This is a genomic window from Vibrio sp. 704 (assembly GCF_033339295.1).
The window spans coordinates 1-19,997 of the sequence record NZ_JAWOUH010000011.1; the positions used below are offsets into that span (position 1 = coordinate 1).

Sequence of the window (19,997 nt, forward strand, 5' to 3'; positions counted from 1 at the left end):
CTACAATCAAAAATTGCAACGCAGTTATCGAGTATTTTAACAAGCTAGAATGACCAGTTATTTACTACGATTGGTATAACCTATACTCAATCTCACTAAAGCAACCAACCCCATGTGAAACTCCACAAACAAAAGGCTGAGGAGCAGATCTTTACCCTACAAACAATGTACTAGCTATTTTGATTTTGTTAGTTCGTATGGCCTTAATATGAATGTTCAATATAAATAGGAAAACACTTTAGGACTTACTAGAAAAAGTGGGCTCGCAAAATTAGAGCAAAAGTTATCAAGCGGACTCAATTAGTGATGTTTGTATAAAAACACGTACAAGAAATACAAATGATAGATACAAAAAATCCCGCAGGGGATGCGGGATTTTTACTAGTGACTAAATTGGTTTAAAGGTGACTAGCCTTGAATGCCAACGATTAACCATGGCGCATTAGGCGTAGTCAAGTCACGCTCTAGGTGCCAGATATCTTCGATTTCTTCTTCAACACCTTCTACTGTGTCACGGTAACGACCGCTAAACTGCAGACTAAGCTGTGCTTTATTTGCATCGTAATCAGCACGGACGATCTCCGCATCAACGTACATTACGTCAGTATGCTGCTCACCGTCGAGCTTCGCGCGCTCTGCTTTTAGGTCTTCAAACAAGCTTGGAGAAACATATTCTTCAATAGTTTCTAACTGGTTGTGATTCCACGCACCTTGCAGGATTCGATAGTGTTCACGAGAACCATTAATGAACGCTGCTTGGTCAAAACCCGGTGGGTAGTTATGTGGTACGTCTGTTTGAGCGCCAAAACCACCAAAGCCACCATTATTTGTGTTTGGTTGTTGCTCAAAGTTTTGCATGTTTGGTTGCTCAAACTTAGATGCGTTGCCACCAAATGCAGGCTGTTGACGATGCTGGTTCATACTGCCCTGCTTCGCACCTAGCATACCGCGCATTAGTTTAAAGATGACAAAGGCAATCAAACCAATAATTAGGATATCCATAAACTGGATACCTTCAAAAGCACCGCCAAAGAATGCAGCAAGTAGACCACCAGCAAGAAGTCCGCCTAGCAGACCACCCATAAGGCCTTTCTTACTTGAAGACTTTGTCGTCTGATCTTTGCCGACCGTATTGGTGTTTTGTTGCTGTTGTTTCGGTGCTGGTGCAGTTTTGTAGCTCTTACCGAAAGACTTACTGCCACCAAACTTCTTCGCTTCCGCTATAGGCGTTACAGCAACAGTAAACATCAATAAAGCAACAATAGAAAATAAACGTTTCATCGTTATCCTTAAAGTTAGCTATCTAAGATAGTGCCCCATTTTCAAGACGAAACAATCGTTGTTTCAAACAGTAGCACGCCAAAGATGATTTTTAAGTCATCATACTCTGTATACCGATTGATGAAAATAGCTTATAGAAGCTGACATGTATCAGAATATTGCCAAAAATGCAGACTGCTCACACTGCTTACAATTCAGCTGAAGGCGCTTGATCAATGTAAAAAAAGTATGGAATAAGTTCACTAATACTCCAGATTGTTTTACTTGAATTAGAATCAGTGACACAGCTCAGAATCCTACACCTTGAGGGCACTTGGACACATTGCCTTGTTGACGGTTAATAGGTAGCTGACTATCATATTGAACGATGTTCAATAAAGTAGTTTGAGAGTATGGCGCGCAGAAACGATCACACCCGAGAAGAGTTAGTGAATTTGACGTTAACAACGGTCAAAAACTTTTTAGATGAGAATTCTTACCACGAACTCAGTCTTCGTAAAATCGCTAACATGATTGGTTACGTGCCAAGCACATTGGTAAATGTTTTTGGTAATTATAATTTGTTGTTGCTTCATGTTGTCGCTCAAACTTTAGATGAGTTATCTCAAGAAGCACGCAAAGCGACTAATGACAGCAAAGACTCCCATCAAGCGCTTTTTGAACTCGCTTATTGCTACCACGATTTTGCTCAAAAACACCCATACCGTTGGCAGTTAGTGTTCGAACACAACATGAATGGAGCAGAACTTCCGGAATGGCATGCCAAACGTATCGATGGTATGACGGGAATGCTAGAGTCACTATTGGCTCAAATCGCACCACATCGTACTGAATCCGAAGTGATTCAAGCGAGTCGAGTCCTTTGGTCTGGCGTACATGGCATTACTTTACTCAGTGTTGATGATAAGTTTTTCTCTAGTGAACCTATTGATGGCAAAGAGTTGATCAGTAATCTTCTTTCTAACTATCTCACGAACTGGTAGCAAAGGATTATCCATGTCATCCGACAGACAGCCGTCGTTACTTACGCAGAGAAAGTTCCTGCCCTATTTCATTACTCAGTTTTTTGGCGCTTTCAACGACAATATTTTTAAAAACGTTTTGCTGTTGTTTGTCGCATTCGCGGGCTCCAGTGCACTGCCTATTTCGAGCAATTTGTTCATCAACCTTGCGGCAGGCTTGTTCATTCTACCGTTCTTTCTGTTCTCTGCTTCCGCTGGCGTATTAGCCGACAAATATGAAAAGTCATGGTTTATTCGTAAGGTCAAACTATTTGAAATAGCCATCATGCTGTTAGGTGCCATCGGATTCATAACCGAAAGTTATGGTGTGCTTTTATTGCTACTGTTTTTAATGGGCACACAGTCAGCATTTTTTGGCCCAGTTAAATATGCCCTTTTGCCTCAAAAGTTAAATGCTAAAGAGTTAGTGCCCGGCAACGCTCTTGTTGAAGCTGGTACCTTTATCGCCATCCTTATTGGCACCTTAGGCGCTGGGATTATAGCCTCTGCAGACAACGCAAAATACCTCGCCGCATTTTGTGTCGTGATCTTCGCATTGTTAGGCTACTTGTCGAGCCGCTCAATCCCCTTTGCTGCAGCCAGCGCGCCCAATCTCTCTTTTCGTTGGCAACCATACAAGCAAACCAAACACACGCTCTCTATCGCCAAATCCGATCGAGTTGTTTTTCAATGCATAATGGCAATAAGCTGGTTTTGGTTTTTAGGCGCCGCATATCTAACACAATTCCCGAATTTCACTAAGATTTACCTAAATGGCACCGAGAGTGCGGTGTCTTTCTTGCTCGCTCTATTTTCCATTGGTATCGCGCTAGGGTCGCTACTTTGCAATTGGATCTCAAACCATCGTATCGAAGTCGGTATTGTGCCAATTGGTGCCTTTGGCATTACGGTATTTGGGTACCTAATGGCCACTTCCATTCCCAATGATCTACCTACTTTCCATAACTTTGTAGACTTCTTTAGATATGAGCCTTTTTGGCCATTATTTTTCTACCTATTGATGATTGGCGCTTCGGGCGGTTTGTTTATCGTGCCTCTTTACGCATTAATGCAGCATCGAGCAAAGGAAACCGAACGTGCTCAAGTCATCGCAGGGCTCAACATTTTTAACTCTCTGTTTATGGTCGGCAGCGCTGTCTTAGGTATTGTGTGCCTAAGTGTAATCAAGATGACAATTCCTCAGCTGTTTGCATTGTTAGCCATTTTAAATTTCTTAGTCGCCGCTTACATCTTTTTGCAAATTCCTATTTTTGTAGTTCGCTTTGTCATGTGGATGCTTACGCACACCATCTATCGAGTTAAGCATAAGAATCTACACAACCTACCCGAGCATGGTGGGGCATTGATTGTATGTAATCATGTAAGCTACATGGATGCATTGCTACTTAGTGCCGTATGCCCAAGGTTGATTCGTTTTGTGATGGAGGAAGATTACGCCAACCTACCTCCATTAAGGCGCTTTTTACGTCGAACCGGGGTAATTCCAATTTCAGCGAGTAACAGAAGCTCTATCAGACGTGCATTTAACGATGTGGAAGCTGCGCTAAGCGAAGGTCATATCGTCTGTATTTTCCCTGAAGGAAGATTAACTTCAGATGGTGAAATGAATGAATTCATGCGCGGTATTGATATAATCCTACGTCGTAGTCCAGTACCTGTCATACCTGTTGCACTTAAAGGCTTATGGGGAAGCTATTTCAGCCGCGCAAAAGGTCGCGCATGCTGTGGCTTACCGACTCGATTTTGGTCAAAGCTAGAAATAGAGGCAGGACAACCGGTGCCACCAAACGAGGCAACGGCAAAAACAATGTTCGATAAAGTGCATCAACTTAGAGGCGACTGGCGATAAATACACTTGAACACATGTTTAGGATAACTGAACATGTGTTCAAATCATTAAGACAAACTGACCACACCCAGTGCGATATACTCTCCCTTTCATTCACAACAGCGAATAAAAACCTTGAATAGAAACTACCTCCTGTTTGGATTGGCGTTACTTTTTTGTCTAACCCCTCTTGCCTCCTCTCCCATTGCTCTAGTTATCGGTTTTCTACTCGCAAGTTTTGGTTTTGTGCCTTCCGAGCTGCCCATCGCTTCTTTTACTAAAAAGCTGCTGTCTTACTCGATTATTGGCTTAGGCTTTGGCATCAACTTTGAGCAAGCACTTGCAGTCACATCGGATGGTATCGGCCTGATCATCGCCACTATTACAGGCACACTGATCATGGGCACTCTCATTGCCAGGGTAATTAAATTGGAGCGAGTAACCGCTTACTTAATCTCATCAGGTACTGCAATTTGTGGTGGTAGCGCAATTGCTGCTGTGGCACCGGCGATTAAAGCGAAAGACGAGCAGATTGGATTAGCACTGGCAACAGTGTTTGTCCTGAACTCCATTGCACTCTTTGTGTTTCCTGTGATTGGACATGCTTTAGGGCTAGATCAACACACGTTTGGCACATGGGCTGCGATTGCCATTCATGACACATCTTCTGTTGTCGGGGCTGCCTCGGCCTATGGGGAAGAAGCACTAACGACGGCAACAACATTGAAACTCGCGCGCGCTTTATGGATCATTCCTGTTGCTTTGATCAGTGCCGTCATCTTTTCAAGAGGCCAAAAAGAGAATGGAAAGAAAAAACTAGCTATCCCTTATTTCATTTTTTGGTACTGTGCAGCTATCGCGTTTAGCGACTTCTTTCCTCAATTTGAAATGGTCTATCACGGCATTTTCATTGGAGCAAAGCAAGCGTTGGTTGTATGTCTGTTCTTGATAGGTTGCAGCATTTCAATTTCAAAACTAAAGTCAGCTGGAGCTAAGCCGCTGTTGTTTGGTGTGACTCTGTGGGTGCTAATTTCTACCACTTCTCTAAGTTGGTTACTGTTTTAGATATTGGTGGTCTGCTTATCGCGTTGAGGGGACGGTATTTCCCGTTTGCTATTTTTGTATATAACGACCAACGCAATAGCGATCAAAAATGCCGTTAGCTCTGCAAGAGAGCGGGCTAGCCCTTCACTACTTATCGCGATACCAATTTGTAGTGCTACTGCCGCAATTAAAACTAGCTTTGCCATCCTGAACCTTATGCATTTTCTCTCCACTAAGAAGCATAATTATGATTCAGAGTTATAAGGATACGAAATTCTCTTTATGACTAATACATAGCAAAATTGACTAATGCTGAAGTGATGACAACAGCCACTCTTTCACGGCCTTACGTGAAATTTTGATCCCACCTTCTAGTAGAGTTTCTGGCATTACATGGTATTCCACTGGCCATTTAAACTTCTCTAACTTTGATTGCAAGTGCTGGTCATACTCCGACTTGCTGCGCAATCCATTGGTCTGAATCACAGCTACTGGTCTATGACCAAACTCCGCGTCTTCGACTGGAACCACTATACTCTGCACTACACCATCAATTTGGTTCAAAGCGGCTTCAATCTCTTCACAATGGATATTCTCACCACCAGAGATAAACTGATTGTCGGCACGGCCGATTATCTTTAATTCATCACCTTGCCACTCGCCAAGATCTTTGCTGTCAAACCAGCCTTTCTCATCCAGAAATGGGGTAACATGTCCTTGATGGAAATACCCTGCCGCTAATGTCTTACCGCCAACAAAAATGCGTTGGTCAACTAATTTTATCTTACGGTGCTTCAATACATGTCCAGCATTACTGGTGCTGTCAATTCTCTTTGCGGTAACGGTAGAGGCCGCCTCCGTCATCCCATAACCTAACCACGTCTCAATGCCTTGCCCTGATGCTCGTAGTGCCAACTCATGATCAACGTGACTGCCGCCCAGTAGCACATGTGTCAATGACAAATGTGCATCATCATCCAATAACCGTTTGAGCTGAGTCGCAACCAAAGAAGCGTGTGATACGCCCTGAATATCATCAACAAGTTTCCCTGAACCGACTTTTAGTGTTGCTCCGACATATAGCCAACGATAGACAATCGCTAATCCAGAGACGTGATACAGCGGAAGCGATAACAGCCAAGCATCTTGCTGAGTGAAAATGAACTCCTGCAACAAGCCCTCTGCAGACGCAAGATGCTGTCGATGTGTATGAACCACAGCTTTAGGCTCCCCTGTAGAGCCAGAAGTAAATACTACTGAAGCGAGCCGGTCATGATGATAGCTATCTTCAGTCAACGAATCACTCTCTTGCTGTGATACTACAGGCGGTGAAAGCAATGTTGCCTTGAGTTTTTGTACATCATGTTCAGAAAAGGTCGAAGCGCACTCCTGAGAAAACCAGATAAACCGAGTTTGATCAGGCCTGTAAAGTGTAGCAAGCTTACCCTGCAACTTATCTAGTGGTTGTTCCATGGTCAGCGCAGCGAGTGCGCCTAACTGTTTGGAGGCAAGATAAAACAACAGTGTTTCTACTTGGTTCTTGCCAACCAAAGTCAGCACATCCCCCCGAGTTACACCCAAGTCATTCAAATAGTGAGTGTATTGGTCAATACGCTTCGAGAGGTGTTGCCAGTTTAATACTTCTGTTGATGTCTTGAGTGCAATAGAAAAAGGGCTCGTTTGAGCCCAATATTTCCATGGTGCCTTCGCAATATTGTCTACGCAGAATGCCACACAATCTCCTGGTCTTTTAGAGGAAGAACGGGAAGTTCACACTTAGGCCAGCCCTGCTCTAGCTGAGCTTTGAATAAGCCAATCGTATCCAAACCTGGAACTTCATCAGGCAGCTGCCATTGGGCAAAGCGCGCTAATTGAGTTAAACCGAGACTGGATTCAATGCTCGAGCTAATCACTGCTTTCATCCCCAGTGACTTCGCTTTCTCTATCAGTGTAATACAAAAATCCACCGAACCAATGAGTGTGGGTTTGATGATGATCGTTTTCACACCAGTTAGATCTTCAAGACGGAAATCTTCACGACGAACCGCATCTTGCAATGTTTCATCCCAAGCGATAGCAATACCAGTATTAATCGCAAAAGAGAGACTATCGCCAGGAGAGCGGCACGGCTCTTCCAAAAAGGTGATGCGCTGACGCAAAGACGGAGTAATGTATTTAGCAAACTGCTGCGCTTTTTCTGGTGTCCAAGCGCGGTTTGCATCAAGTCGAAGCGTTAATTGAGGGATTGATTCAAGAAAAAGGTTCACAAGCATGCCATCGCGAATTGGCTCATAAAGTCCAACTTTCACCTTAGCGACTTTCTCACCTTCCATTTCGTTCAGCTTTGGAATGAGCTCATCTGGGTCGCCAGTGCATAGTGGCGCTGTTTGGTATTTACCTTGTTGTGGTAAGCCACCAGCTAATTCAAGCTGTGCCATCGATAAACCAAACGCAACCGACGGGTACATATTGGCATAATCCACATCCAACTCTGCAACCCAACGCTCCGCCTGTTCTTGTAGCTGAACACCCGCATCTTCGGCGCTCTCTAAGCTAAAACCAGGAAGAGGAGCGACTTCTCCAAGCCCTGTTTTACCATCTTCGGAAAGCGCAACAACATAACCAACACGTTCGGTTAGCTTGTTGTTACGTAGGATGACACCACTATCCATGGGCAAGCTATAACGATAAATTTTCGCTTCACGCATAATTCAAGTCCTATGTAATGCCGTATATTTGAGCGTTCTGACGAGCAATCCCACCAGCCTCCCAGAGGGCGAGGCGCTCAGGAAAAAAGGAACAGAGGAGCTAACACGCTCCTCATTTAGACGGATTATGGGTTGCGAGGGAATTTATCGAAGTCTGGGCGACGCTTCTCGTTAAAGGCATTACGACCTTCTTGGCCTTCATCAGTCATGTAGAACATCATCGTTGCGTTACCCGCTAGCTCTTGCAGACCCGCTTGACCATCACAATCTGCGTTTAATGCAGCTTTCAGGCAGCGCAATGCCATTGGGCTGTGCTGTAGTACTTCACGACACCAACGAACGGTTTCTTTCTCTAGATCCGCTAGTGGTACAACTGTGTTTACTAGGCCCATGTCTACCGCTTCTTGAGCATTGTAGAAACGACATAGGAACCAAATTTCGCGAGCTTTCTTTTGGCCTACGATGCGAGCCATGTAAGATGCACCCCAACCGCCATCAAATGAACCCACTTTAGGGCCTGTTTGACCAAATTGAGCGTTGTCAGCTGCAATCGTTAGGTCACACATCATGTGCAGAACGTGACCACCGCCAACAGCCCAACCCGCTACCGATGCGATCACTGGTTTTGGACAAGTACGAATATCGCGTTGGAAGTCCAATACGTTTAGGTGATGCGTACCTTGGTCATCTTTATAGCCGCCATAGTCGCCACGGATCTTCTGGTCGCCGCCAGAACAGAATGCGTCTTCACCTAGACCTGTCAGAATGATCACGCCAACACCAGAGTCGTAACGCGCATCTGCCAACGCATCAATCATCTCTTTTACCGTTTGAGGACGAAACGCGTTACGCACTTGAGGACGCGCAATGGTGATTTTCGCGATACCATCTTCAGACTTATGGTAATGAATGTCCTCGTATTTCTCGCCGCAATCTTTCCATTGAACCGGAGCGTAAAGTTCTTCTTCAGAAATGCCTACTGTTTTAGCCATGGTGATTCCCATTGTTCTCGTTACTCTCACCAAAGTGAGACTGAATTATTTGCTTGGTATGTATCGCAAACTGTTTGGGCTGCTCTTGATGGACGTTATGACCAGCGCCTTCAACTTGTCGATACGCCAACCCGCTATGTTGTGCCAGTTGGCTAAATTTTTGGTCTTTCTCACCACACAAGTAATACACTGGTATGTTCTGCTTTTGCAGTGAGGGCAACAAATATGCCTGTTTGGCTAATGATGTCGCCATCGACATATTCGCCACCGCTGAGCCAAGATTATCACTTCGCTTCGCAATGAATGTTTGTCTTTGCTCATGGTTTAGTGAAGAAAACACCGCTTGTTGGTACCAATCGTTCAAAACACGTTCAAGTGGTTCAGTTTTGAAACGCATTGCCCAGCGAGCATCATTCTCTAATCTCACCTGTTTCTCTGACTCAGTTTGAAGCCCGAAGTTTCCCCCTTCAACAATCGCGCCCGCAATATTGAGATCTGGAAAGCATTGATGGGCAATACCATGCATCGCAATGCGGCCGCCCATAGAGTAACCAATCAAAATAAGTGGTTGTTGTGAGGGAAATAATAAAGATAGTGTGGAACCAAGAAGTTTGCAGCAATCATTCAGATCGCTGCAAGAAACAGATTGGCTGTGCCCATGACCAGGGAGGTCAACCGTAACACGTTCATACTCGGGTAACGCGTTGATACACGATTGCCAATCTTCACCGCTGCCAAGCAAACCATGCAAAAACACCAGAGTAGGCATATTACTACTTTGGTGCTTTTCCGTTGCTGGGAAGCGTTTAGAATAGAGCATGCAAATTCTTGTTGAAGGATTTTAGCTGCTCTACCGCTTGGTTCGATGGCGTTTGAACTTCAACCACTAACGCCCCTTCGCCGCTAGCAAAATGCTCAGAGACTATAGATTGATACTCAGCAAGCGTGTTCGGTTTGCGATACTGTAAACCAAACTGTTTCGCTGCATGTTCAAACTCATAACCATGAGGCATTTGATAGAACGACTCGCGATGCTCTTGCGGTACAGGCAGTAAGTCAAAAATCGCACCACCATCGTTGTTAGTGATCACCAACACCGAAGGCAACTTGTTGTGCGTAAACAGTGCCAATGAGTTCAGCCCATATAAGGCAGAAGTATCGCCAATAAACATTAACATCGGGTTCTGGCGCGCGCGTTGTACCCCGCTTGCTGTGGCAAACAGCCCATCAATGCCAGACGCACCACGGTTAGTGAAAACCTCTGTGTTATCAAGCTTGCCGAACATGTCGATCAATCGAACAAACAGACTGTTGCCAACAAACAGATCCACACCCTGAGCACGCTCAGCCACATCAATCGCTAACGCAATTTCGCTCAGCTCACTCTTAGGATCAGAAGCAAACAAGCCTTTCGCGTGTTGCGTGACGTGTTTGATATCCGCGGCAAGTTCATTTGCCCAACCAGCGTGTTCTGATGAAAACTCCGTCGTACGTTCAACCCATGAGCTTGGCTGCTCTGCCCAGTGCCATTGTGGTAAGTGACTTTGGTTATCTCGCTCTAATCGAGGCGATACGTACCAATATTGAATATCACCACCTTGTTGATTGCGCGCTACATGTTTTTCTAACCAGTGATTAAAACGTTTGGAAATGATTCGACTACCGAACTGCACGATTAAGTCACAGCAATCCAGTTGGCTTGCCAATTTCGGATTCTGCAACCATAAATCAAAATGCGCCCAATCCGAGCTCACACCGCTTTGTGGATCGGCAAGTACTGGCCAGCCCATTTGCTCTGCAAACGCTTGCGCGGCTTGCGCCTGAACCAGTGGCAAACTACCAATGACCACCACACCTTTGTTATCCCCACAGCTTGGAATTGCACTGCTAGTTTTCGGGTTAAAGCGCTGGCAATACGTCACCTTGCTATCTCGCCAACCAGCAACGGTATCAAGGTAGTCCTGATAGGTGCTCTTTTCTGTATTGGAGTACAAAGGCTCTGGGAACGCACAGTTAATGTGAACCGCGCTACCTCTTAGGCGCTGAGTAAACATCACTTCATCAACAGAAGTAAGTAACCAATTCAACGGAGTTGATAGCGTAGGGCTCGGCAGGTTAAGACTTTCAGAAACATGTCCTGAAAAAATACCCAATTGATTAATAGCTTGGTTCGCTCCGCACCCTACCAGTTCAACTGGACGGTCTGCCGTTAGCACCACCAGCTTTTCACCCGTTAGTTTTGCTTCAGCAATAGCAGGTAAAAGGTTAGCGACAGCGGTACCAGAGGTCACGATCAACGCAACCGGCTGTTTACTTGCCTTTGCAAGCCCAAGAGCCATAAAGCCTAAGCCACGCTCATCAAAGTGCGTGTGAATAGTAAAATTTGGGTTATCTGCCGCCTCTACCGTTAAAGGTGTAGAGCGGGAACCGGGTGCGATACAAACGTGGTTCACACCAAAGCGGTTCAATTCTGTCAGGATGGTTTCAGACCAGATGCGATTCAATACAGCTTGATCTGCCTTCATGATGCAACCCCAAGCGGTGGGTGGTCTGAAATAAGAGATAGTAACGTCGACATTTTTTTATCTAACTCGGCCCATTCATGTTCTGCAATGGAGCCTGGAACAATACCCGCGCCAGCAAACAGTTGGACTTGATCGCCCAAGATCAAAGCACTTCTGATTGCGACACAAAACTCTGCACGCTCATGGCTAATGTAACCCATAGAGCCTGCATACCAGCCGCGTGCAAACGGCTCATTATCCAAAATAAATTGCATCGACTCTTTACGCGGTAAACCGGCTACCGCGGCGGTTGGCTGTAAAGCTGAAAGCAATTGAACACCGTTGATGCCTGCTTTCAGATCCGCATGAATATTACGCTTAAGATGTTGGACTTTTCTCAGGCGAACAAGTCGAGGCTCTTTTTCTACTTCAACGCTCTCTGAATGTGGCGACAAGCGATCAACAATGTCATCCACCACATACTGGTTTTCGTTCAGGTTCTTTGAATCTTGAGATAACCAGTTCGCTAGTTCCATATCTTGCTTAGCATTGTCACCACGACCAATCGTGCCTGCTAACGCTTCGGTATGTAGCTCATGCCCTACGCGAGAATACAAACGTTCTGGCGTAGACCCCATAAAACTGTGCTTACTGTCTAAGCTCAGCATGAAATGGAAGCTATGATGGTTATTTAAGTAACTTGCTTTAAGTAGCTGTGCAGCACTTAATGTGTTATCAAGCTGCACGGTAGAGCGACGCGCTAAAACCACTTTCTTAAAATCATCATTCTCTATACCAGTCAGAACCTTATGAACTAACTCATTCCATTGAGGCTGACTTGGCGTATGAACAATAGAGCGGATGTGAGACGAAATTGGAGCTAAGGTTGCGACCTCACAAACCAGTTTATTCAACCCAGCTAGAGTTCGCGCTTTGTCTTCTGAAATATTAACTGCGAGAGACCACTGTTGGTCAAAACGAATTAACTCAATTTGAGGCAAAAAGAAAAAAGAAGGCATACAGCGACGATTCTTCTCATGCTGTCCATCAAAAGAGCGCCCGCCCCAGACTCTTTGCCCTTCACCTAGAATGGTATAAGCAGGACCTGGCTCAACAAAAGCGTGCAATTGCCCTAGTGCAACGACCTCTTCACGTGTATCGCGGGACTGCCAATAAAACTTAGGGAAAAGTGGTTGTGCATCAAGCCAATCAATAAATGAGAAATTAGGTTTCTCGCTAAGGGGCTCGACCAGACGTGTTTGATTGCCTTCCGATTGCTGAACTCGCTCGATAATTCTCTTTACGGCTTGATGGAACTGTGACAAATCAACCTCGTTGTATGTGAGGATAAATGGTAACTGACGGCTACTCTAAGTTTAGACCCAAAGCAAATCAAGGTCGTATGCGATCTTTTGCGAAATCCTGTGATAGCAAGCGAGCAAAACTTAACCAGCAGACAGATTATTTACAGATATATATTCTAATAAAAAACAAATTATTGTATTTTAATAAAGAAATTAACGAATTTTTAGGAATTAAACAATGCAAAATATCGGGATGTCGTCAAAACTCGACAATGTCTGCTACGACATTAGGGGTCCTGTACTCAAACATGCTAAGCGCATGGAGGAAGAAGGGCATAAAATCCTAAAGCTAAACATTGGTAACCCTGCCCCATTTGGTTTTGACGCCCCTGATGAGATTTTAGTCGACGTGATTCGTAATCTGCCGACTTCTCAAGGCTATTGTGATTCCAAAGGTATTTACTCTGCTCGTAAAGCTGTGGTCCAACACTATCAGCGTAAAGGTATACGCTCGCTAGATGTCGAAGATGTGTATGTAGGTAACGGCGTGTCTGAGTTGATCGTAATGGCCATGCAAGCGCTATTAAACAATGGCGACGAAATGCTGATCCCAGCACCAGACTATCCGTTATGGACAGCTTCAGTTGCACTATCTGGTGGTAAGCCGGTTCATTATCTATGTGATGAAGAGGCTGACTGGTACCCAGACCTTGAAGACATCAAAAAGAAAATCACACCAAAGACACGTGGCATTGTTCTGATCAACCCGAACAACCCGACAGGTGCGGTATACAGCCGTGACTTCCTACTTGAAGTGATTGAGATAGCACGCAAGCACAAACTGATCATTTTCGCAGATGAGATCTACGACAAAGTGTTGTACGACGGTGCAACACATACCTCAGTCGCCACACTCACTGAAGACGTGCTAGTCATGACATTCAATGGCCTTTCAAAAGCCTACCGTGTTTGTGGTTTCCGTGGTGGCTGGATGTTCCTAACGGGGCCTAAACATCTGGCTCAAGGGTACGTGAATGGCTTGGAGCTGCTTTCATCAATGCGTTTATGTGCAAACGTACCAATGCAACATGCCATTCAAACCGCGTTAGGTGGATACCAGAGTATCAATGAACTGATTTTACCTGGCGGACGCTTATTAGAGCAGCGCAACCGAGCGTATGAATTGATCAATCAGATTCCTGGTGTTTCTTGTGTCAAACCTAAGGGTGCGATGTACCTCTTCCCGAAAATCGACACTAAAATGTACAACATCAAGAACGATCAGCAGATGGTTTTAGATTTCTTAAAACAAGAGAAGGTCTTACTGGTGCAAGGTTCTGGTTTTAACTGGCCAAAACCAGACCACTTCCGCATCGTGACACTACCGCACGTTGAAGATCTAGAAATCGCCATTGGACGTTTTGAAAGATTCCTATCAACCTACAGCCAGTAATGAATCACTGGTAGTAATTAGTGCTGATCTCTCATATGCTTAGAGGAACTCCTAGTGAGTTCCTTTTTTACACCAGAAACGGAGAAAGCCATGAAAGAAAGCCATTTTTTCGCCCACCTGGCTCGAATGAAGCTGATCCAACGCTGGCCTTTAATGCGGTCCGTCTCACCAGAAAACGTTTCAGAGCATAGCTTACAAGTTGCTTTTGTCGCTCATGCCCTTGCCCTAATTAAAAACAAAAAGTTCGGCGGCAACCTTAATCCAGAACGCATAGCGATTCTTGCCATGTACCATGATTCCAGTGAAGTATTAACGGGTGATCTTCCAACTCCAGTGAAGTATTACAACCCTGAAATTGCCAAAGAATATAAGAAGATAGAATCGGCAGCGGAACAAAAATTACTCTCAATGTTACCGGAAGAGTTCCACGATGATTTTGCCCCCTATCTTCTTTCTCACTCTGCACACGAAGAGGACGCAAAAATCGTTAAGCAAGCCGATTCCATCTGTGCCTATTTAAAATGTCTTGAAGAACTAAGCGCCGGCAACCATGAGTTCGCTCTGGCAAAAAAACGCTTAGACGTCACTTTGCAAGAACGCAGAACGCCTGAAATGGATTACTTTCTCAATACCTTTGCCCCAAGTTTCGAATTATCGTTAGATGAAATCAGTTAGCTTACGGAGATAATCGTGTCGTTTGAATTACACCCGCAATGGCAAGAGCGCCATGATGATGAGCATAAAATCCGTCGAGACGACCATCGGAGCCCGTACCAACGAGACCGAGCGCGCATTCTTCACTCGGCTGCATTTCGACGCCTACAAGCAAAAACCCAAGTACACGGCAATAGCTTGGAAGACTTTCACCGCAGTCGGTTAACGCACTCCTTAGAAGCGTCGCAACTCGGGACCGGTATCGTCGCCCAGTTAAAGAAAAAACAACCAGAGTTCCGTGAACTATTACCATCAGACAGCTTAATTGATTCATTATGTTTGGCGCACGACATCGGGCATCCTCCATACGGTCATGGGGGAGAAGTCGCTCTAAACTACGTAATGCGCGAACATGGCGGCTTCGAGGGGAACGCCCAAACCTTTCGTATCGTCACTAAGTTAGAGCCTTATACTGAGCATTTCGGAATGAATTTATCACGCCGCACACTGCTTGGTTTGATTAAGTACCCTGCCCTCATTAGTCAAACACGCTCCGTCAAGTTGCCTCAACCAGCCGAGCATCAACGTAAACTAAAAGCAAAAGATTGGAGCCCAGCTAAAGGCATTTATGATTGTGATAAAGACTTATTTGATTGGGTAATTGCACCGCTTTCTGACAACGACAAGGCATTGCTTAGTCTGATGCGTTCAACGCCAGAATCGGAGTTTGAGCACAGTAAAACGCGTTTTAAATCACTCGATTGCTCAATCATGGAGCTAGCAGATGATATCGCCTACGGTGTTCATGATTTAGAAGATGCAATCGTACTTGGTATGGTGACACGTCAGCAATGGCAAGAAGGCGCAGCAAGTCAATTAGCGGACTGTGGCGACCCGTGGTTTGAAGCTCATATCGATTCCATCGGACAGATGCTATTTAGCGGTAAGCACCATGAGCGGAAAGATGCTATCGGTGGTATGGTTAACGCGCTACTGACCAGCATTTCAATCAAAACGGTGGATGAGCCGTTTAATAACCCGTTACTGTCTTGGAATGCGTGTTTAGAACCACAGATGGCACGTGCACTTGACGTACTCAAGCACTTTGTCAGCACCTTCGTTATCCAAGTCCCGCAGGTCCAGATCGTTGAGTATAAGGGTCAGCAAATTATTATGGATATTTTTGAAGCGTTAACAGCAGACCCAGAGCGATTACTACCCGTTCATACAAGAGATCTGTGGTGTCAGGCGAAGAGCGAGAGCAATAAAATGAGGGTCATCGCCGATTATATTTCTGCAATGACCGATGGTCACGCGCAAAAGCTACACCGCCAACTTTTCTCTTCCATCGTTCTTTAGTAACACTCAACCTTTCAAGTAATTCTTTTCAAAAACGCCCGGAGGCATCTGGGCGATTTGGAATTCGATCATCTTTTCAAACGCACGCATCAGCGGTGTAAAGTCTCGCTCGGGTTCAAGCAAGCGAAGCGAATGATAACCAGCCTCGACTGTCGATAAGCTATTCTCAGAGGGCGCCTTACGAATGGTGTAGTGCCCTTGTAGTTGCTTAGGCAACTGCACGGTTGGGAGTGGATGTAAGTTGCTTGAGAGTTGCCACATTTTGTACGCTTTTTTCCACGTACCATCGAGCAAAATCAAACGTATTTTCTTAGATACACTATGACTCGCTTGAGTGATTTCAGAAATGCATCGTGACTCTTCTGATGGGTAAAGAACAAAATGTTGATATGACTCATCCGCTAATAAGTGATTTAAGGCATCATCACAAGAAAAGTCCTCTCCTATCAAACAAATACAGTTATCTAAACTCAAATTGAGAATCCGTGCCGTACCAAGCGGACGATGTTCTTCACTCGTGTGCTGAAGAATGATAAGTTCTACCTCGCTTGCCAGCGGTACAATCCATTGGCAAATACACGCTTTTTGCGATTTTCCACAACGAGAACAATAACGAGACATAGAGTGAACCTTTATACCTTGCTGAGTATTATCAGCGTGATCTGTTTGATACTTCAATTTGAACCAATGGCAAGCCTAACCGAGTGGCACAGCTACAATATACGCCATGGTGAATGGTGGCGAATCGTAACAGGAAATCTCACACATACCAACTTTGCGCACTTAGGAATGAACCTCGCCGGATTGTGGATCATTACTTTTATTTTTCGCCCAAGCACTCGTAACTTCCTTATCGTTTTTTCAATCTTATGTGCATGTGTTGGTGCGCTGAATTTGTTTACCAACATGTCGGTATACGTGGGCTTATCCGGCGTATTACACGGATTGTTTGGATTTTGGGCGCTCAGAGAAGTCTTTGAAAGCAGAAGAAGCAGTGTGTTGTTAGTTGGAGGACTAATCGCCAAAGTAGCATGGGAGCAGGTCTATGGCCCATCCAGCAGTACTGCTGAGCTTATCGGTGCAAACGTTGCTATTGATGCTCATATGTTTGGCGCACTCGGTGGGTTAGTAATGGCTTTACTGGAAAAAGGCCTTCGCCGTCGTTTATTCGGATAAAAAATCCCGAACCACGAAAGAGGGGCTGGTTCGGGAAAGCAGTAATAGGGAAACAGATATTGTTCTGAATTCAGACTCAATATCTGCAATACATCAAGCTACAGTAAAATGCGGTCTTCGTTTTTCTTAACTGTCGCTTCACCTATGCCTTTTACGCTCTTCAAATCTGCTGCCGTTTTAAAAGGGCCATGTTCCTCGCGGTAGTCCACTATACTCTGCGCTTTCTTATCACCTATACCTTTCAACATGGTCGCAATTTCTTCAGCAGTGGCCGTGTTGATATTTACAGTAATTTCAATTCCTTCATATTTGTCAGTGGCTGAATCCGCAGCCATGCTAAAAGGTGCAAAAACAAATAAGCACAATGTCAAAATCCATTTCATATTGAACATACAATCTCCAAAATAGTAGGCTAAAAACAGTCGTCGAGAGCGAGTCACTATCAAGTTTGCAATGGAAAGCAATATGGTTATGCATTTAACAAACTGAGATGACCCGGAATTCACAACGGCCGCTATCACTTAAACGCGCACTAATTTAAGTAATGCCTATTGATGATTGAAGTTCATAAAGACAAAAATAAAACGGACCGCTTATGCGGTCCGTTTTATTCAACATACAAATTACACTAATTGTGCTTAGTTGCTCACAACAAAGTACTCAATGTCAGTATTTGCACGCAGTACGGCTAGTACAGATGATAAATCTTGCTGAGAAGATGCACGCTGCATTTGCATCGCAACTTGATCTTCTAACTCACTATCTAGCTCTGCGTTTACAGCATCAAGCTCGATGATAATGATGTTACCTTCAAGATCTTTAGACTGACCGTATACTGGTTTACCATCGACTGGTTTTGCCATCGCGAATACCGTTGTTGCTAACGGAGAACGACGATCTACTGTCTCTTGTTCACCAAAGGCAAGATTGTTTTCAGCAAGCACGTTCGTCTTACCTTCTTTCAATGCCGCAACGACTTGTGTTCCAAGTTCCATCGCTTCTTGCTCACCTTTAACACGAGATAGCTCTGCAACAACCTGATCTTTCACTTCTTCTAGTGGAAGAACTGTCTCGTCACGCGCATCTTCAACACGAACAACGATAATATGCTCAGGCGCAACTTCGATAGCTTCAGAGTTTAGGCCATCTTCTTTAACTTCAGGACTTAGGATGGCTTGCATTACCGCAGGGCTACGAAGCACTTCAGGTGCATCAACCTGAGAAATAAAGTCCGTTGTCTTCACTTCTTGGTTAACCGCTTGAGAAGCATCATACAATGAGTCTGGGTATTCAAACGCTACGCGCTCAAGCTCATTTTGCAACTCGTAGAATTGATCGATCGCTTGTTGGTCGACCATCTCTTGTTTGATTTCAGCAGCGACTTCTTCAAATGGCTTCGCCACAGAATCTTTTAGCTCTTCAAGCTTGATAATGTGATAGCCAAAGTCCGACTTTACTAGACCCGACGTATCGCCAGGATTCTTCAGTGCGAATGCCGCTTCTTCAAAAGCAGGGTCCATCACATCACGTTCAATCCAACCTAGGTCACCACCGTTTTCAGCGCTGCCAAAATCGTCAGATTTCTCTTGAGCAAGCGTCGCAAAATCTGCACCCGCGTTTAGCTCATCTAGGATAGCTTGCGCTTTTGCTTCATCGTCCCCTTCTACAAGAATGTGAGCGACACGTCGTTGCTCTTCTGAAGAGTATTTGTTTAAGTGCTCGTCGTAGTACTTTTTCACCTCAGCATCAGAAACATTAACTTGTTCCTTTAGCGCTTCAGCTGACAGTTCGATGTAAGAGACTTTAACCTGCTCTGGGCGTGTAAAGTTGTCTGGGTTTGCTTTGTAGTACTCTTGAATTTCTTCGTCGGTCAATTCAATATTTTTCGCAAACTCCGCTAAGTCGATCTGAATCGTGCGAATATCACGAGTTTGAGTGAACAGCTTGCCTTCTGCTTGTACTTCACCCGGCAGAATAAATTCACTGTTTTGTAGCGCATTCAGCAGTTGCTCACGAACCAATTCACGACGCATGTACTCAGCAAAAGAGTCTGGCGAAAAGCCTGCACGACGCAAAGAAGCTTGATAGGTCTCTTGATCAAACTGACCATTAGATTGGAACTGAGGCATGTCTAGAATCATGCTACGCACTTGAGTGTCGCTGATTCGCAGACCCAAAGCTTCAGCTTGTTGGTCAAGCAACACGTCATTGATCATTCGATCTAAAACGGATTTGCGGAAAGATTCAACATATGCAGGGTCAGCCAGCATTTGAGAGAAGTAGTCACCCAACTGAGCTTGCATACGGTTACGCTCATTTTGGTATGCCATCTCGAACTCACCACGAGGAATCTCAGTGTTACCGACTTTCGCTGCAGAGTTGTTGCTACCACCAACGATGTAGCTACCTACACCTGCAAATACGAAAGACAGGATGATAAGTCCAAGGATAATTTTGACCGCGATGCTATTCACGCCTTCGCGTAGTCGATCCATCATAATTTAACTGCTCTCCACAATTGAAGCCTACTGCTTCTATCTAATAGAAATAATGGCGCAATAATATCAGAAAAAGAAATGCGCATCAGTATGATGCGCATAATTTAAGAAAGTTCGGCTCGAAGTTTGTAAATTTTTGTTCGAAACTTATTGTTTGAGCAAAAGTTAAGCAAA

The 19,997-nt window shown here is 44.7% G+C and carries 18 protein-coding genes; 7 read left to right on the forward strand and 11 right to left on the reverse strand.

Annotated elements, in window-relative coordinates; genetic code table 11:
- Positions 1 to 408 precede the first annotated feature (408 nt).
- On the reverse strand, positions 409 to 1,281 hold the full coding sequence (locus R7R24_RS15185) for a Tim44 domain-containing protein (RefSeq protein ID WP_054577992.1): 873 nt from the start codon (positions 1,279 to 1,281) through the stop codon (positions 409 to 411).
- A gap of 392 nt (positions 1,282 to 1,673) precedes the next feature.
- Here R7R24_RS15185 and R7R24_RS15190 point away from each other — a divergent pair, with 392 nt between their 5' ends.
- The 3 genes from R7R24_RS15190 (at position 1,674) to R7R24_RS15200 (ending at position 5,196) form a co-directional block, all read left to right on the forward strand.
- Complete coding sequence (locus R7R24_RS15190; RefSeq protein ID WP_005382308.1) at positions 1,674 to 2,264, forward strand: TetR/AcrR family transcriptional regulator; 591 nt, start codon at positions 1,674 to 1,676, stop codon at positions 2,262 to 2,264.
- A 13-nt stretch (positions 2,265 to 2,277) separates the two neighbouring features.
- On the forward strand, positions 2,278 to 4,152 hold the full coding sequence (locus R7R24_RS15195; RefSeq protein ID WP_005384269.1) for an MFS transporter: 1,875 nt from the start codon (positions 2,278 to 2,280) through the stop codon (positions 4,150 to 4,152).
- Between the two features lie 114 nt (positions 4,153 to 4,266).
- Complete coding sequence (locus tag R7R24_RS15200) at positions 4,267 to 5,196, forward strand: YeiH family protein (RefSeq protein ID WP_005384270.1); 930 nt, start codon at positions 4,267 to 4,269, stop codon at positions 5,194 to 5,196.
- On the opposite strand, the gene R7R24_RS15205 is transcribed toward R7R24_RS15200, so the two are convergent.
- The 7 genes from R7R24_RS15205 to R7R24_RS15235 form a co-directional block, all read right to left on the reverse strand.
- The gene (locus tag R7R24_RS15205) at positions 5,193 to 5,381 is read right to left on the reverse strand and encodes a hypothetical protein (protein WP_017634658.1); all 189 of its coding nucleotides are present in this window, start codon (positions 5,379 to 5,381) and stop codon (positions 5,193 to 5,195) included. The genes R7R24_RS15200 and R7R24_RS15205 overlap by 4 nt on opposite strands.
- Positions 5,382 to 5,481: 100 nt before the next feature.
- Positions 5,482 to 6,909, reverse strand: coding sequence for an o-succinylbenzoate--CoA ligase (gene menE, locus R7R24_RS15210; RefSeq protein WP_054577993.1), 1,428 nt, complete (start codon positions 6,907 to 6,909; stop codon positions 5,482 to 5,484).
- Positions 6,894 to 7,883: an o-succinylbenzoate synthase gene (gene menC / locus R7R24_RS15215; protein ID WP_054577994.1), complete on the reverse strand. Its 990-nt coding sequence runs from the start codon at positions 7,881 to 7,883 to the stop codon at positions 6,894 to 6,896. The genes menE and menC overlap by 16 nt, the downstream gene beginning before the upstream one ends.
- A 125-nt stretch (positions 7,884 to 8,008) precedes the next feature.
- Positions 8,009 to 8,875 carry a 1,4-dihydroxy-2-naphthoyl-CoA synthase gene (menB, locus tag R7R24_RS15220; RefSeq protein ID WP_005382318.1) on the reverse strand — a complete coding sequence of 289 codons (867 nt, stop codon included), beginning with the start codon at positions 8,873 to 8,875 and terminating at the stop codon, positions 8,009 to 8,011.
- Positions 8,868 to 9,695: a 2-succinyl-6-hydroxy-2,4-cyclohexadiene-1-carboxylate synthase gene (gene menH / locus R7R24_RS15225; protein ID WP_054577995.1), complete on the reverse strand. Its 828-nt coding sequence runs from the start codon at positions 9,693 to 9,695 to the stop codon at positions 8,868 to 8,870. The genes menB and menH overlap by 8 nt, the downstream gene beginning before the upstream one ends.
- On the reverse strand, positions 9,682 to 11,400 hold the full coding sequence (gene menD / locus R7R24_RS15230) for a 2-succinyl-5-enolpyruvyl-6-hydroxy-3-cyclohexene-1-carboxylic-acid synthase (protein ID WP_054577996.1): 1,719 nt from the start codon (positions 11,398 to 11,400) through the stop codon (positions 9,682 to 9,684). The genes menH and menD overlap by 14 nt, the downstream gene beginning before the upstream one ends.
- Positions 11,397 to 12,704, reverse strand: a complete 1,308-nt coding sequence (locus tag R7R24_RS15235) for an isochorismate synthase MenF (RefSeq protein WP_054577997.1) — start codon at positions 12,702 to 12,704, stop codon at positions 11,397 to 11,399. The genes menD and R7R24_RS15235 overlap by 4 nt, the downstream gene beginning before the upstream one ends.
- A gap of 217 nt (positions 12,705 to 12,921) precedes the next feature.
- Between R7R24_RS15235 and R7R24_RS15240 the strand changes: the two genes are divergently transcribed.
- The 3 genes from R7R24_RS15240 to R7R24_RS15250 all read left to right on the forward strand — a co-directional run bounded on the left by R7R24_RS15240 (position 12,922) and on the right by R7R24_RS15250 (position 16,149).
- Positions 12,922 to 14,136, forward strand: coding sequence for a pyridoxal phosphate-dependent aminotransferase (locus tag R7R24_RS15240; RefSeq protein WP_053303263.1), 1,215 nt, complete (start codon positions 12,922 to 12,924; stop codon positions 14,134 to 14,136).
- A gap of 90 nt (positions 14,137 to 14,226) precedes the next feature.
- Positions 14,227 to 14,811, forward strand: coding sequence for a 5'-deoxynucleotidase (gene yfbR, locus R7R24_RS15245; protein ID WP_017634778.1), 585 nt, complete (start codon positions 14,227 to 14,229; stop codon positions 14,809 to 14,811).
- 15 nt (positions 14,812 to 14,826) lie between these two features.
- Positions 14,827 to 16,149, forward strand: coding sequence for an anti-phage deoxyguanosine triphosphatase (locus tag R7R24_RS15250; RefSeq protein WP_053303264.1), 1,323 nt, complete (start codon positions 14,827 to 14,829; stop codon positions 16,147 to 16,149).
- 6 nt (positions 16,150 to 16,155) lie between these two features.
- Here R7R24_RS15250 and R7R24_RS15255 read toward each other — a convergent pair whose 3' ends face one another.
- Entirely contained in the window at positions 16,156 to 16,770 is a 615-nt protein-coding gene (locus R7R24_RS15255; protein ID WP_025766956.1) for a tRNA-uridine aminocarboxypropyltransferase, read from the reverse strand.
- Positions 16,771 to 16,773: 3 nt separating this feature from the next.
- Here R7R24_RS15255 and rrtA point away from each other — a divergent pair, with 3 nt between their 5' ends.
- Positions 16,774 to 17,325 (forward strand): rhombosortase, encoded by a 552-nt coding sequence (gene rrtA / locus R7R24_RS15260; protein WP_005382331.1) that lies wholly within the window; start codon positions 16,774 to 16,776, stop codon positions 17,323 to 17,325.
- Positions 17,326 to 17,423: 98 nt separating this feature from the next.
- On the opposite strand, the gene R7R24_RS15265 is transcribed toward rrtA, so the two are convergent.
- A complete protein-coding gene (locus R7R24_RS15265) occupies positions 17,424 to 17,708 on the reverse strand; it encodes a ComEA family DNA-binding protein (RefSeq protein ID WP_054578035.1) in 285 nt (94 codons plus the stop codon).
- A gap of 255 nt (positions 17,709 to 17,963) precedes the next feature.
- Positions 17,964 to 19,823, reverse strand: coding sequence for a peptidylprolyl isomerase (gene ppiD / locus R7R24_RS15270; protein ID WP_054577998.1), 1,860 nt, complete (start codon positions 19,821 to 19,823; stop codon positions 17,964 to 17,966).
- Positions 19,824 to 19,997: the final 174 nt, after the last annotated feature.

Excerpts from the sequence above, each read along its gene's own strand:
- R7R24_RS15205 (WP_017634658.1), bottom strand. The coding sequence starts at position 5,381 with ATGGCAAAGCTAGTTTTAATTGCGGCAGTAGCACTACAAATTGGTATC.
- R7R24_RS15240 (WP_053303263.1), top strand. The coding sequence starts at position 12,922 with ATGCAAAATATCGGGATGTCGTCAAAACTCGACAATGTCTGCTACGAC.
- menH (WP_054577995.1), bottom strand. The coding sequence starts at position 9,695 with ATGCTCTATTCTAAACGCTTCCCAGCAACGGAAAAGCACCAAAGTAGT.
- menC (WP_054577994.1), bottom strand. The coding sequence starts at position 7,883 with ATGCGTGAAGCGAAAATTTATCGTTATAGCTTGCCCATGGATAGTGGT.
- R7R24_RS15185 (WP_054577992.1), bottom strand. The coding sequence starts at position 1,281 with ATGAAACGTTTATTTTCTATTGTTGCTTTATTGATGTTTACTGTTGCT.
- R7R24_RS15195 (WP_005384269.1), top strand. The coding sequence starts at position 2,278 with ATGTCATCCGACAGACAGCCGTCGTTACTTACGCAGAGAAAGTTCCTG.
- ppiD (WP_054577998.1), bottom strand. The coding sequence starts at position 19,823 with ATGATGGATCGACTACGCGAAGGCGTGAATAGCATCGCGGTCAAAATT.
- menB (WP_005382318.1), bottom strand. The coding sequence starts at position 8,875 with ATGGCTAAAACAGTAGGCATTTCTGAAGAAGAACTTTACGCTCCGGTT.
- menD (WP_054577996.1), bottom strand. The coding sequence starts at position 11,400 with ATGAAGGCAGATCAAGCTGTATTGAATCGCATCTGGTCTGAAACCATC.
- R7R24_RS15190 (WP_005382308.1), top strand. The coding sequence starts at position 1,674 with ATGGCGCGCAGAAACGATCACACCCGAGAAGAGTTAGTGAATTTGACG.
- R7R24_RS15265 (WP_054578035.1), bottom strand. The coding sequence starts at position 17,708 with ATGAAATGGATTTTGACATTGTGCTTATTTGTTTTTGCACCTTTTAGC.
- R7R24_RS15255 (WP_025766956.1), bottom strand. The coding sequence starts at position 16,770 with ATGTCTCGTTATTGTTCTCGTTGTGGAAAATCGCAAAAAGCGTGTATT.
- yfbR (WP_017634778.1), top strand. The coding sequence starts at position 14,227 with ATGAAAGAAAGCCATTTTTTCGCCCACCTGGCTCGAATGAAGCTGATC.